The sequence below is a fragment of the Nocardia albiluteola genome (assembly GCF_018860155.1).
Taxonomy (GTDB): domain Bacteria; phylum Actinomycetota; class Actinomycetes; order Mycobacteriales; family Mycobacteriaceae; genus Nocardia; species Nocardia albiluteola.
This window is the reverse complement of sequence record NZ_JAHKNI010000010.1, coordinates 263,921-279,141: the sequence shown is the minus strand read 5'-3', so window position 1 is coordinate 279,141 and position 15,221 is coordinate 263,921. Positions and strand designations below refer to the sequence as shown.

Genomic DNA, 15,221 nt, shown 5'->3' with positions numbered 1-15,221 from the left:
GCCCGCAGGTGGTGACCGAACGAGCTGTTCGGTCACCGCGCATTGCGCCGTGCCCGCCCACTGCCGAGCACGATCAACGGGAGTCGGCGCCCTCGTTCTCACGGCGAATTATCGAGACAGCCCGATCCCCTCGGTCTCGAGCGGTAGGCCGGTGTACTCGACCAGGTAGTCGATCACCCCGGAGGGATCCTGCTGTTCCTCGGTATCGGGTAGCAGGATCAGGAAGCGGCTCGGCTCGGGACCCTCCTCGCCCACCAGGCCGACCAGTTGGCCGGTGCGCAACCGCAGCACCAGCAGCGGCCTCTCCATGTCGGACGCGGCAGTGAAGGATGCCTTCACCGCCTCCTGTACCAGCGGCAGCGGCAGCTCCATCCATGCGATCGGCAGGCTGGAGCCGAGCGATGGCCACTCCTCGGCATCGGCCTGCACCAGCGCCGGATCCGGCCACGGTCGTCGCCGCTCCAGCTCGGCCAGCAGCCGCCCCAGAAATAGCAGAATCGTTGCCTCGGAATGGTTTTCCGCGGCGGCCAGTGCCATCGGCGGCAGCCTCGCGGCGCTCACCGCCCGGACGAACGCCCGATGAAAGTCCGCCACGGTGGCCGTGTAGCTGATCCGGTCGATCAGGTCGTCGGCGGCCTGGGAAACCAGCGTGCGGTCGGCCAAATCCGGAACGTCATTCGCCGAGGCACAGAACATTTCGAGCAGCGTCTCATACCGCTTGCCGCCGGTGAGCGAATTCTGTTCCGCGGGTTCGGGGTTCACGGGTCATCTACCTTTCGTGGCAACTCACGTGTCCGGCTGTCGCCCCGAACGCTTCCACACATCGTCATCCTCCTCGGGCGGGTCCGCGGGGGGAGTGGACTGCTCGGGCGTGCGTTTGGTGGCGTCGCGGCGCTTGGTGCGGTCGGATTCCGAGGACTTGCCCCCGCCGGAGGAGCCCGGGCTCGACGACGAGGAGGGCATGTTCCCCTGCGTACCGGCGCGCGACAGCGGCGCGGGCACGCCGGTCGACCGCGCGAGGTGCTCGCCCTGGAATGCCCCCTTGGCCATGCCCTGCTTGGCCAGGTCCGCGGGGGTCGTCGCGGGAGTGCTGGCGGCGCTGGACAGTTGGGAGTTCGGCTGGCCGCTGGAATTATCGGTTCTCCGGGAGTACGGGTTCAGTGCGTCGCGGGACGAGGACGGCCCGCCGCTGCCGGACCCTGACGATCCGGTGGCGCTCGTGGGGTCGATAGGGCTGTTGCGCGTGGTGTCGGCAGGGCCGGTGGCGCCGGTGGGGCCGTAGCTGTGGGGCGTGGAGTTAACCGTGCTCCGTTGCGTATCGCCGTTGCTGGAACCGGTTCCGCCCGAGTTGTCGTAGGCGTCGTTGTGGGTGAGGGGGGTCGTATTGGGCGTGTTCGTGGAATTTCCGCTGCCGCTGTTGCTGCTGCCGCCGTTACCGCCGCCGCCGTTACCGCCGCCGCTGCCGCCGGAGTTGTCGTTGTTGCCGTCGGAGTTTCCGCCAGGGCGCTCGATGGCTTGCCTGGATTGTTCGTCGGCGTTGTTTCCGTTGTTGCCGTCGGAGTTCCCGCCAGGGCGCTCGATGGCTTGCCTGGATTGTTCGTCGGCGTTGTTTCCGTTGTTGCCGTCGGAGTTCCCGCCAGGGCGCTCGATGGCTTGCCTGGATTGTTCGTCGGCGTTGTTTCCGTTGTTGCCGTCGGAGTTCCCGCCAGGGCGCTCGATGGCTTGCCTGGATTGTTCGTCGGCGTTGTTTCCGTTGTTGCCGTCGGAGTTCCCGCCAGGGCGCTCGATGGCTTGCCTGGATTGTTCGTCGGCGTTGTTTCCGTTGTTGCCGTCGGAGTTCCCGCCACGGCGCTCGATGGCTTGCCTAGATGTTTCGCCGGAGTTCCCGCTGCCGCCGCCGGAACTCCCGCTGGCGCCGCCGATCGCCTTTATAAATTCTTCGCCGTAGGCGTCTTCGCCGTTCTGGAACGCTGCGGCCGCGTCGACGATTTCACTGCCGTATATGCTGAATGCGGACTCGAACGACGTCAGCGCGCCGCTGGCGCCGATGAGAGAGTCCCTGGAGGCGAGGTATCCCGATGCGCCGTTGGCGAACTTGTCACCCAGGTCGTCATCGCCCCAGGGCTGGCCGAGAGCGTTCAGGCTGTTGGTCAGGCTCGAGATGAGCGACGACACGGGGTCCGACATATTCTCGAAGTTCTTACCCGCCGTGCTCAGAGCATCTGTCTGAACTTCCAGCGGTGCGTTCGAGTCTGAGGAACCAGGCGACACGAGCCCTCCTGACAGTGCATCGAGATAGCCGTGGCGCTGGAACCATCACGGCGATGTATGCAATAAAGATAGTGAACGCGAAGGGATTTCGCGAGCCGGGACGGTCTCCTAGAGGTTCGGTGGGGGAGTCTCAGACATCAGCGAATCCGGCCGCCAGGACGGGATTACGTCGTGCAGCACGGTCCGGGCATGGTTGAAACGCTCGAGGTGGATGAGTTCCCGGACGACGGCGCACGTCCGGCCGAAGGGATCGGGATCGCGCGGATCAGGGTGGCGGCGAAGGTATCCACCACCTACCAGGGGCGACCTCCTGTTCGCTGGACGCACGGAATCAATCGCTATGCGGCCGGTAACGGGGGTTCGGAATGATCTCTCCGGTCTCCCGGTCGAGGATCTCGACAATGTCCTCGCGAGGGATGGTTCCAGTAAAGGCGACCTCCTTCTCCCAGGCGTACGGGTAATAGATTCCCTGCAGGGCGAAGGTCTCGGCCACGTGGACGCCGGAGGTCCGTGGTCGGATCGTGCAGCGGTAACGGGAGTTTTGGTAAACGAAGTCCGGGTCCAACGATGTGGCTACGAACTGTGTCATTCCGGTCGTTCTGACGTGGAACTCAATGGACCTGAGCGCGGCGGGGTTCAGGGGCAGAATGCCCTCCTCGAACAGTACGGCCGGCGCCACGTCGGTGGTGTGGTAGACGAGCTCGGGTGTGATCTCGACGACCCGGCCGTGGTCTTCCGGGACGAGCAGGTCATCGTTGACCTCCGGCGGCAGGTCGAACTCGTCCTGTGCATGGTCCTCGCCCTTCGGCTGCCGGCTCGCCGAACGCGCAATGTCGGGGCGAGCCGGCAGGAACGGGGCGGCCACCTCGACGATCTGTGCCAGGTGGTCGGCCAGGACCGTGTACAGGCCGCCGGTATCGCTCAGCGCACCCATCACGTCACCGGGTTGCGCCTCGGCACGCGGACCAAACGGACGCAGCAGAGCACGCGAGGGCAGGTACGCGTCCTGCGGTCCATACGAGTGCAGGATCTCGTGCTTGAACTTCACCGGCGGCGCCGCGGCGAACCATCGGCGCTGATTCATCGGAAGATCCTCGCGCGGCAGCCCCGGCAGGGCCTCCACCACCAGGTGCGCCTTGCTCGGGTCGTTAACGAACTCCACCGACGACGACATCGTCGCGCCGGTACCAGGCAGTGTCATGCCGGACTCGTCGATGTCCCGATTAAGGCTCTGGTTGGCGATCCCCGCCTTCTCGATGATCTCGGCCAGCGTGGACTCCGTCGCACCGGCACCGGGCTTCAGATGGACCCGCAGCCGGAACTTCCATTCGTCCGGCCCGGGAGTGAGGTCGTACCGCACGACCTGCCGGATTCCGCTGCTCCTACCTCGACTCACCGTGGGCGGCCCGTCCGGGGAACCTGGCCGCGGACGAAACACGAAGGCGTCCTCCCCGTCCTGATCCGCCCGCAGCGGCCGCCACCGCTCTGTGTCGATTGTGTACGGGGGCGCCGGCTCGGGCGTGGTCTCGTTCTCCAGATGACTGAAGCCGACCGGCTCGTCATCGCGGCTGCCCTTGCCGATGCGGATGTCTCCGAGGGCTGCGGCCCCGGTGAGCGGGTAGCCCGGAACAGTGAATGCCCGGCCGGGCCCAGCATGGGAGGGCGCGGTGAAGAATGCGGCGGCGGTGGCCCGGGTGTCGGCAGGGGGACGGTATTCCTCCAAGGCACCACCGGACAAGCGCAGCATCCCGGAGATACCCGATGCCGGGTGGTGGATTTCGATGCCGGTCGGCTGGAATCTCTGGATGTGCGTGGCGAGCAGGCCGACGGTGTTGTGAATGTTGCGGGCAGGTCCTTCGGGTCGAGCGCTCGGGTTACCGACGAACTGGTAATGGGGGGTGAGCACCAGGCCGTCGCCGCCGACGACGGTGAGGCGCAGTCTCCCCCGGTTGTCGCGCAGATAGAAGCGAGTGCGGAGTGGGTAATTGCCGGCCATCGCACCCGATGCGAAGTATGCCGGGAACATGTCGACGGGGCCTTGGAACACTTCGATGTGGCGAGAGGTTTCTCCGGCCGACTCCGGACCACTTTCACCATCTGCCGGCGACAAGGGGCGGTGCCCTTGTATTTCGATGACGTTGTGCGTGTGGATGCGGTCACGAATCAGTTGCAGCGCATCGTCACTGCCGAGCGGGGGGCCGGGTAGCTGAACCTCCGCGCCACCCGCAGGACGGTAGTGCACGATGAACCCGTCGGCGGCAACGGTCACCCGCACCCGTCCGTCGCTGTCGAGCAGATCGATGCTCGAGGTGCGGGGAAGACCGGCGAGCCCGGGATCATTGGGCGCTCGGAAAAGCTCCGGAGACAACTCGAACGTCTCGAAACCCACAGCGACGGTAGCCGTTCGAGTGTCCGCATCGTCGCGAGCCGGTGGTGCGCGGAGTACGGACGATTGGGGCGCGGTGGAGGGTCCGGGTCCGTAGAGGGCGTGTGCGCCGGGGCCGGCGATCCAGATGGAGTCGAACTTCGGGAGGTGCTCGATACCCACGAAGATGATGCCGCCCCGTTCGGGGATGGTGGCGTCGGGCGGGGCGCGGGTGTCGTCGGGGGCATCCAATTCCGTACCGTCCGCGAGTTTCCACAGCTGCTGCGCGCGGCGCTGGAAGGTCCAGAGTTGGTGGCCCTCGGGCGTTTGCCAGATTCTGGCTTCGGCCGTCACCCACTGCTCCGCGCCGTTGCGGTAGCGAACGTGCCGGTGTTCTCCGGTGGGAGACATGCGATAGGTGGTCCCGTCCGGATCCTCGCGTGATTGCGATTGAATGCGGAACTTGGAGTCGCCGGGGACCCGGCGGTATTCGGTGCGGTACTTGATGCCGTCCGGGTCTTCGCGATGATCGGTGCGGTATTCGGTCTGGTCCGGCGCGGTGCGATATTCGATGCGGTGTGTCGTGCGTTCCGGCTCCTCGCCTGTGCCGTCCGGATTCTCGCGGTGTGCGGTGTGGTCCAGCTCTTCGTAATGTTCGACCCGGTACGTGGTGCCGTCCGGATTCTCGCGGTGTTCGGTGTGGTACGGAGCGGTGGTGTGGCGGGGTCCGCCGGGGGAAAGGCGATATTCGATGCCCTCGGCCGGGGCGGGGTAGCTGTACTTGTCGACGCGCGTGTTCTCCAGCAGCAGCCCGTCCGGGGTGCTCCGGTCGCGTGTGATCGCGAGCAGCGCGTACGCGTGACCACTGACCAGGCCCGGTACCAGCGTGAAATCGCCTTGGTCGCCGTCGAACAGCCCCGTCCCGAGGATGACCGTGGTGCCGCCGCGCAGCGCACGGTCGAACCGCTCGCCGATCCATTCGGCGACGAAAAGGTATTTTTGGGGTACGAGTCGCTTTTCGACAGCCCCGCCGTACATCGCGTCGAAGTATGCCCGCAGGGCGTCCTTCTCGGGTGCCCATCGTCCGGGGAACTGCTCGTCGAGATACTTCCGGAAGCCGGCCGGTGCGAGCAGGTCCTCGGTGCTCAGATAATCGCGCATCGCGCTCTTTCGAGCTTCGGCGTCGCGGGGATTGGCGGCTTTGCTGGCCGCATCCGCGGCCCTGCGCAAGTCTTGGATCTGCTGCAGCGGGTTGTCGAGGAGCTCCGCGATGGCGTGGCGGAATCCTGGTTCGGCGGAGCGGAATTCGGGGTCGGCGTCCAGGAGTCGCTGGAGGGTGTCGGCGTCGAGATGGAGTGGATGCAGGAAGGTGTTGTCGACCAGGATGCGCGAGGGTTGTGGCATTGCACCGTGTTCGGGGCGGTAGAAGGCCGTTTCGAGACGACCGATGGCAATGCCCCCCGTCATCCCGGCGTAGCCGTTCTGCCCGCCGAAGCGCTTCGCCATGGCCTTCTCGATAATGGCGGGCCATAGTGGTTGCCCCGGCTTGTGGCCGGCGAAATGCGCGTCTTTGGTGCCGGGAGTCACGGCGAGGTCCTTCACGGCGAGGTCCCACACCACGCTGTCGTCGTCGAGGGTGAGACGGACATAGACGGTGCCGTCGTCGTTGTCGAGCAGCATGTCCTCGATCAGCTGCGGTTCGTGGTGGGCTTTCGCCATGAGCCAGGCGATTACGGCGCAATCGCCGACGGCGCCTTGCCGCGCGTCCTGTGGTCGCGGCCGCCCGGTCGGGCCGTACAGCTTCTCCCGGCGCCGGTCGACCAGCGTCGGCAGCTCGGGCAGGACCGTGTCCGGAGCGATGACCCAGTGAGCGTCGCCGGCCTTCTTGAGCCAATGCCACGACTGCCCATGATTGGGCCGGACGACAAGTTCGGTGCCGGGCGGCACCCGAATGAGATGATCCCCGCTTTCGGCATCCTGGTGGAGGAAGCGAACTTCCTCCGCGACGTGCCAGGACAGGGTGCCGTGCGAGCCATCCGTACCCGGCTGGTATTCGTCGAAGCCTTCCGTCAGGATCTCGGGCAGCACGATGGGGTTGTCATCCGAGATCACCAGGTTGTAATAAGGACGACCGTGCCCGGGCGAACCGGGCGGCGGGACAACCAAATCCGCCGCCACGCGCCCGGCGATCGGCAGCTGAGCCAGGTGGCCCAGTTCGTTGACGAGGGTGAGAGCGCCCCGGTGGCCGGTGGGGAAGGGGACGCGAATGGATTCGATCGGAATCGCGAGCGGTGCGGCCAGAGCCGCCTTCTCCTCGGAGCTGAGGTTGTTCAGGTACTCGCGGTGTTCGGCGGGTGTGGGTTTGCTGACGGCTTCCCGGTTGTCACGGGACTCGCGGGGTTCGGTGGTGCCGGTTCGTTCGAATGCATCGATTTCTCGCTGAGTGCTTTCGATGAGGTGTTTGCCGAGGTAGGTGTCGTCCGGCACGTCGACCGGACGCTGCGCCGGAACACGCCACCGCTTCCCCGCCGCGGCGCCGTGGATCGTGACGATGGATGAATCGACATGCGGTGCAGCAGATTTAGCCGCCGACTCCGGTGCGGACAGGTCGATCCGCGACAGTACGCCGGAGCCGGTCCCGGCGCGATGCGCATCGGCGAATGCCGACACCGCCGCGCTCAGCCGGTCGGGGGCGCGGGCCGGGACCACCCGGCGCGGCGACGACTCCCGGGGCTCCTGGTCGATCCACACCACCGTCGCGTGATCCGGTTGTGTGCCAGCGGTTTCCGCGTGCCGCGCCGCAGCCGGGCCGACCGCCTGATACACCGCGTCGATCGACGCGTTCACCGAGGCGGACCAGTGCACCGTCGCTGCCATATCGACTTGGCCGAACGCGATGCTCGCACCGGGACGACGGCCCGACGCGTCCTGCTCGAACGAGAGCAGCCGCACTGCCGCGCCATCGGCCTCCGCAGCGGCGATCGCGGACTCGAGTTCCGCGGTCCGCAGATCGGCCAGGACCGTCTTCAGGTTCCCGAACCTGCGGATTTCCTCCGGCGTCCGCTGCTCGGCGGGCAGCGTGTCGAACCGCGCGATCTCGAGCTGAATGTACCTGCGGTTCAGGATGTCTCGCACCGATGCGGGGATGCCCTCGCCATTGCGAAGACCGGGATGGTCGGTGAGCAGGCTGCTTTGGAAGCCCGGCGACAGCTCCTCGAAACGCACCACCTCCCACCACTCGCGACCGTGCTCGTGCCACCACGCCGCCCGATCCCGCGTGGGGAAGTCCGCGTCGTCGAAACCCCGGGGCGCCTGCGGGATGGTCATGCGGTCGTGCGGTCCCGTCGGCGCCGGACGCACGACGAGCTGGTCCCGCAGCTCCGGCTGAATGTGGCCCGCGGCCAAGCCTTCCCGCCAGCGGTCGAGTTCGGACTGCCGGTTCTCCAGATCGTCGTACGCGTCCCGGACGACGTCCTGCGCCGCGGCGTCGTGCGGCGAGTCCGCCAGCGCGACGTCCAGCTGGACCAACGCCTCCCGCGCGGCATCGACCAGGATCTGGCGATGCGCGACCTCGGCGCGTTCGCGGTCCAGCTCGCCGAATCGCTCCTGCGGCTCACCGGCGTAGTCGGCGCGGACGAAGTCGTCGGCCAGCGCCAGGCCCTGCTGCAGCAGCCATTGCAGCGCGTAATCGTTGATCTCGGGGCGCGGCAGGTAATGCCCGCTCGCGTCGCTCCAGAGGGTGACGCGGCCGTCGACCGCGCGCAGGCCGCCGGCCGCGGTGACGATGCGCCCGCCGAGGAACGACGAGTGGAACTTGATGTCGACATTCTGGAACCCGGCATAGAGATTACCGAATTCGTCCATCACGAATGACGCTGTGCGCCCGGCGATGTCGGTGTCGAACGGCAGGCCGTCGGCAACCCGGAACAGCCGGCCGCCCGGGCCGATGAACAGCCGCAGCTCCTTCAGTTCCTCGGGGAACAGATAGTCGGCCTGCTCGCCGATCCGATCGTCCGCCACCGCCGCGCCGTGCAGCAGCGGCAGCTGCGGTGAGGCGAGCATGCGGCGCAACGCCTTCGGCATATCGTCCCGCGGGACCCTTTCGTCGGCGGAATAGGTTCTGGGTGCCGGGATCGGACCACTCGGCGCGGTGAAGACCGCACCCTCCGCGTTCACACCGACCTCGTACCGGCCGTCGGATCCGCGGCGCACGAAAGCCGTCTCCCGCGCCGGATCGCCGACGACCTCGGATATCCGCCCATCCGGATGCTCGAGGACCACGTTCGAGCCGTAGAGATCGGCGGCCAGTTGCAACGGTGCCTCGGCGACGCCGGGTTCCGTCGAGTCCAGCTCGGCGGAGAGGTCGTAGGACGACATCAATCGCCGCGAATTCTCCATCCACGGACCGAACTTCCGCTGCCGCCGGCGGTGCCGGAACCATTGCGCCGCATCGATCCGGCGTTGCCACCGCAGATCGTCGATCTCGTCGTCCAGCTCGCGTTCCCGCTGCTCGGCGTCGTGCAGACTGCCGCGGATCTGCTGGCGCATATATTCCGGTGAGGACTGCCCCCACGCCCGGGCCAGCGCGGCGAACAGTGGGTCGTAGCCGCCCTCGACCGGTTCCCAGTGCGTCGGCATGACGCGGTCGGAGTTCCCGTCCCCGGGCGCTTCGGAGGTGCCGTGGCCGGACGCCGCCGTGTCGCGCGCAGGCCCACGGTCCGCGGGCTCGCCGCTGTCATCCCGAGTTTCGCTGTGCCCCAAACTATTCGGATCATGGACCGACACGGTGCCTGAATCGCCGGTCCCCCGCCGGATCGTTTCCAGCAGGTGGTCGCCGAGGTGGGGCCCCTCGCCGTGGCCGGGGTCGGATCCCGGACGTGGTCCGGTATCGGAGGTGGCCGGTGCGGCGTGGCCGGGTGCCATCGATGCGGTGGCAGGTGTTGTGTCACTGGCGTTCTCGGATCCGGCTTCGTGGAGACCCAGCAGATGCCGCGAGCCGGTGGCGGGTGCGGGACGCACCGGGTTGTGCGTCGGAGACGGGTCCGGGCTGAGACCGATGCCGCCTTCGGGGAACGTATCCGGCACGACGTAGCCGTAGAGCACGGTGACATTGGTGTCGGAATCGTCATACCCCGTGATCACATAGCGCGTGCCGCGAGCCAGCAGCAGCTCGTTCTGATGGGCGTAGTCCGGGTCACCGTCCTGGCCGATGTACACGCCACGGGCGCCCGGCGGCACCACGAGCTCCAAGCGGAAGTTGGTGTCGTGCATGAGATCCGTGAGGTCGGCTCCCACAGAGGTCGACAGAAACGCCGGTTCCTGCTGCGGCACATCGAGTAGCAGGGAGAGGTCCGCCTGCCCTTTCATAGGGTTGCCGTGCCGGTCGGCCAGGAAGTCGATGTCCTGGACCGAGCGGACGACCCGGATCGGTTCGGTCAGCGGCAGCGGCCGGTCGGTTGCCTGATCCAGCAGTTCGATCTGCAGGCGGATGATGTCGGCGTGGAACGGCACACCGAAATGCCGTTGACAGAAATCGTCGAAGTTGCGGCAGATTTCGGCGTCGGTCCGGATGTCTTCCCAGTAAGCGTCCGGCCGGTGTTGCGCCAGAATGGTGTTCAGCGCATCCAGTTCCAGCATTTCGTCCACGCTGCGGCCGGCGCTGCCGTGTAATTCGTTGCGGCGATTCAGCAGCGTTGCCAGGTCCAGTACGGTGCCGAGCGGATGATTCACCAGCGCCGCGAGTTCGGCGTTCCGCCGGATTTTCTCGCAGGAGCGGTCGAAAGCCGCCTCATCCGCGTAGAGGCGCAGTTTGTTGTTGGCCAGCGGCCACTCCTGGTACGAACGCAACACGTCTCGCACCTCTTCCGGCAGCGTGTCCCAGATGCGGAGCCGCAGGGCAGCGAAGACCGCACCGGCGTAATCGGTGTCGAATACGCGCACGCCGTCGAATGCGCGGGGCGGCTCGGAGGCCCACGCCGGGTCCGTGTCGTCCCCGGACAGTGTGATCTGCGGGTGTGCGGTATCGCCGGACAGCAGTACCTGCGCCCCCCAGAGGTTCTGCTCCATCTCCCCGAGACGTTCCACCGGTTCGCCATTGTCGATCGAGAACTGTTGCACCACATCGGATTCCGCGATATGAGTGGGCACGGAGTCGTCCGTCGGAGACGATTCCGGGCCGAGCCCGACGCCGAGTTCGAGGGATGTATCCGGTTCGACGTGGCCATACAGCACGGTGACGTTGGGGTCGGAATCGTCATACCCCGTGATCACATAGCGCGTGCCGCGGGCCAGCAGCAGCTCGTTCTGGTCGGCGAATTTTTCGATGCCGTCCTCGCCGATGTAGACCCCGCGGGTGCCGGGCGGCACCACGACCTCCAAGCGGAAATTCGTGGCGTTGGTGAGGTCGGCGGGTTCGGCCGCTACCGAGGTGGACATGAAGCCGAGTTCCTGCTGCGGGGCGTTGAGCAGCAGGAAGAGGTCCGGCTGCCCCTGCATGGAGTTGCCATACCGATCGACCAGGAAGTCGATATTTTGCAGCGAGCGGACCACCCGGATCGGTTCCGTCAGCGGCAGTGTCCGGTTGGTGGCCAGCTCGAGTTGCTCGATTTGCGCGCGAATGACGTCCGCTCCGAACGGCACCCCGAAATACCGCCGGCTGTAGTCGTCGAAGATGCGCGCGAGGTCGGAGTTGGTCCGGATCTCTTCCCAATGGGCCTCATGGGCCTCCGGACGGGGACTAGCCAGAATGGTCTGCAGCGCCTCAAGCTCCAGCGTTTCATCGTAGCTGCGTCCGGACCTGCCGCTCAGGATGTCATGACGCCGCAGCAATGCTGCGAGGTCCGGAACGGTGTCGTGTGTCTTGCTCACCTGATCCGTGATGTAGGCGTCCCGCCGGATTTTCTCGCACAGCCGGTCGAAGGACCCTTCGTCCGTGTAGAGCCGCAGTTTGTTGTTGACGATCGGCCACTCCTGATAGGACCGCAGCGCGGTCTGCTGCTCGACCGGCAGTTCGGGCCATATGCGTAGCCGCACGAAGGCGTAGACGGCGCCGGCGTAATCGGTGTCGAATATGCGCACGCCATCGGACGGGCCTGGCTGTTCGGGAACGAACGTCGGATCCGCGTCGTCCCCGGACAGCGTGATCGCCGGGAGCGTGTCATCGAGCGACCATCCCTCCCGTTCCTCCGGCTGCTCGTCGATCGGTCGGTGCTGCCCGGCTCCGGGCGCCCAGGGACCAAGGCCGACGTGCGCCTTCGGGATGGGCCGCGTTCGGTTGACCGGCGGTTTGGCGCGTAGATCCGGAGGGATCTCTTCGCCGGTCATGGTGAAGAAGCTGGCGAAGCTGATGTCGATTTCGCGCCGGTGTTTCGGAGGGAAAGGGTGGGATACGCCGAAAGCGCGGTCTACGACGGTGATGGCGCCGTCCGGGTGGGCGACGAGGTAGTAGGAATGTCCTCCGATGCCGTTCTTGTCCGCGCGACCCATGTATTTGTCGACAACGTGGGCGACGGCGGGCGCGTGCGCGCGCAGACGATCTCCGATGAGACTGTGACTGCGATAGGGGTACAGCTTTGCGCGCGAGTGGATTTCGGCTTCTCGGAAGGTACGGCCGCCGAGGCCGGGAGGACGCCCGAACGGAATCATGCGACGGCCGATTATCCGCTCGATATCCTCCAGCGTGAGGTCGAGGCAATTATTGACCGTGAACGGAACCTGTTGCTGCGCAACCGTTACCGCGCCGACTGGGCTTTCACCGATACCCGGCGCAGCCGCGGGAGCGGTGGAGTGGTGCGGGCTGCTGCCGTCCGACGGCGGGCCGCGCAGCGGGGTGATGAGCGCACTGACCATGTCTTTGCCGAGCTCGCCCCGCCTGGCCATGAGATATGCCTCGGCTACCGCTTGCTTTTCGATATCTACGAACAGCCTGTTGTCCGCATGGTGGATCCCGAAGCGTGTCAGCAGCTTCGCCTTCAGGGCTTTTACCGGCCGCAGCGTAATGGAGACTCCGGCAGTTCGTAGCCGTGCGAGGATTTCGCCGGGTTCGACGATGTCCGCGACGAGGTGCTGGAGTATCTTGTGCTGCGATTCCAGTGGCGGCTCGGGTGTATCTTCTGCAAGCGTGTCGATTGTGCCCTGGTCGAGAAGGCTCCAATCGTGGGCGATGGCAACGAGCATCGACAGATTCGCGCTCCGATTAGTGCTCGCATCGATCCCGAGCCGTTCATATATCCTGTACATGATCGTATCCACCGCTGCCGAAGTAATGACGGTCTTTTTCCGGAGCTGTTTGCGATGCTTGGCGACGAGCACGCTCTTGGTGTAGCCGGCGACGAAGTAGTGGAGTACTTCGTGCTCATCGTCTTCCAGTTCGATTTGGGGACGCTCCACGAGCGGCGGATCCAGGATCGTATCGATGACGCCCAGGTCGAGTTTGTTCTCCGTGCGGGCCTTGTTCGCTATCTCGGTGCGCTGAGCGAACGGGGTGGATTTTTGCGGGAGCCCCAGATCGTGGGCCGCTGTCATGAGTATCGTTTCGAGGGCTTCATAAGAGGTGTTGAAATGTTCGACGATCTGCTGGTTGCTATAGCCCTTGATGACGTGGTGGAGGACGCTCTGCTGCTGCGGTGACAAGGTAGCCGGTGAAACGGCAGCGGCAAGTTGCGCGGCGACGGTGGCCTCTGCCTCCAGACGCTCACTGCGGGCTGCTGCCACAGCACTCTCGTCGAGTAGATGCCAGTGGCGGGCTTCGGTCACCGCGGCCGCGACGTCGGAGACTCCCAACAGCTTGCGAATAGCACCGTCGGTAACGACCTGTACCGCAGCAACGCTGGTTCCCGAGAATTCGCCGCCTCGGCGGCGCAGGTGGCGGGCTATGGAGTCGCTTGTCTTGTAGCCCGCGGCGTAGTGCTCGAGAACGGTTTTCAGCAGACGGCTCAATTGGGGGCCGGGCAATGTTGTGACGTACGAGCTGTTGTCGAGATTTCGCCCGTATTCATAGGTGCGGTTTCCAGGAGTTTGTCTCAGGTAGCGAATATCTTGGCCGGCGGCCGGATTACCGATGAGTGTGCGCCAAGTGCCGTCGGGCGCGATATTGACGATATTGTGCTTGGTCAGATCGATGGCGGCGTGGAGCGCGAACAGGATATCCGGGTGCACGGCTGATCGGCTGCCGGTGGTGCGGCCTTCGCGAAGCGCGGCTATTTCGTCGTCGAAAGCGCGCTCGCGTTCGAAAGCGATGCGATCGCGGAACAGGTCGGCTCGGGTGTTCTCGTCGTCGAGCAACTCGGCATCGATAACGCCGTTTTCGTCGCGCCAGTCGGGTGCCGTCCGGAATTGGTGGCGATACACCTCCTCGTGGACTTGTTCGGCCTCGATGTAGTCGGTGGTGATGTGGCCGAGGTATTCGTCGCGGTACCGTCCCAGGTACTCGGCGAGTTCGTGATACAGCTGCTCGGGATCTTGGCCGAGCGCGAGAGCGAGAGCAGTGACGGGTGAGTGCTGGTGGTCGCTCCAGTTCGTGGGCATGGGCATGTCGAGCGTGACGCCGGGGCTACCGAGGGCATCGAGGTGATCCAAGAATTCGGCGCGGTGCAGGGTTTTCACTCCGCTCGGGCTGTCGAGCCGGATCTTGCCGTCGTTCAGGACCGTAGCCGTGGCGCCTGACAGCACGATCCTGGTACCGGCGGACAGGGTGTTGTGGTTGCTCCGGTCGGCGAGAGCATCGCTGGTGATGCGGGTGCCGGGCCGCGAGGCGCCGGGCGCGGGGCGATATTCGACTGTTGTGGTGACAGTGTGGTTCCGGACGTGGTGGTCGAGGAAGGCGAGAATGTCGGCCCCGCGCAAGGGTGGCCCGTCCAGGGCGGTCTGGGGGGCGTGGTTACTGCGATACCGGGGAATGACTTCGTTGTGGCCGGTGACGGTGAGCCGGAGCCGCCCGTGGATGTCGGTCAGGTAGATGTGGCTGCCGAGAGCGTAGGTGAGGGATCCACCGCGCGCGACGTCCGCCAGTTCCGCGAGGAGTTCGCCGGGATTCCGGAAGATCCGGATGCGATCGTCGATCGTGCTGCTGTCCGATCCGGGAGTGAGGCCGATGCGAGGCCCGTCGTCGTCGCGGCCGAGCGAAAGCACCACGGCGTGATCGTGACGGTTGAGGGCGGTTTCCGCGTAGCTTCGCGCGACGCGGGACACCGCCGGCTCCAGCGATTCGAATTCCGCGCTTCCCGTCACCTGCCGATCGATCGTGATCGCGGTGTCCACGGGCCCGAAGGCGATGGTTATGGTGCCGTGGCGACCCAGCAGGTTCTGGCTGAACGACAGCAGCTGCACCACGGGTTCGGCGACATCGGGCCGCCGCGGCGCCAGCGAAGTCTCGAGATCGGCGGTATGCAGCGCGGCCAGCGCGGCCTCGAGATTGTGCAATCGGCGTCGCAGGGAGGGGCGCGGCGCGGTGGTATCGGTGGCCCCCTGCCGCAGCCCGGCGATCTCGAGCTGGATGTACCTGCGGTTCAAGGTGTTTCGCACCACCGCGGGGATGCCGTCGCCGCACAGCCCGGGGAGGTCCGCGAGCAGCCGCGTCTGGTAACCC

Annotated in this window: 3 protein-coding genes (1 of these 3 cut by a window edge); all 3 read right to left on the bottom strand. The window is 66.0% G+C overall.

Going from position 1 to position 15,221, the window contains the following annotated elements; translation table 11 throughout:
* Positions 1-108 precede the first annotated feature (108 nt).
* Positions 109-762 carry a hypothetical protein gene (locus KO481_RS28080; protein ID WP_215921477.1) on the bottom strand — a complete coding sequence of 218 codons (654 nt, stop codon included), beginning with the start codon at positions 760-762 and terminating at the stop codon, positions 109-111.
* 24 nt (positions 763-786) lie between these two features.
* On the bottom strand, positions 787-2,187 hold the full coding sequence (locus tag KO481_RS28075) for a hypothetical protein (RefSeq protein WP_215921475.1): 1,401 nt from the start codon (positions 2,185-2,187) through the stop codon (positions 787-789).
* A gap of 415 nt (positions 2,188-2,602) precedes the next feature.
* Positions 2,603-15,221, bottom strand: the end of a protein-coding gene (locus tag KO481_RS28070; protein WP_215921473.1) for an IQM protein middle domain-containing protein. 40,940 nt of this gene lie beyond the right edge of the window; only the last 12,619 of its 53,559 coding nucleotides appear in the window; its start codon lies beyond the right edge, outside the window — the gene reads right to left on this strand; it ends in the stop codon at positions 2,603-2,605.

Excerpts from the sequence above, each read along its gene's own strand:
- KO481_RS28075 (WP_215921475.1), bottom strand. The coding sequence starts at position 2,187 with ATGTCGGACCCCGTGTCGTCGCTCATCTCGAGCCTGACCAACAGCCTG.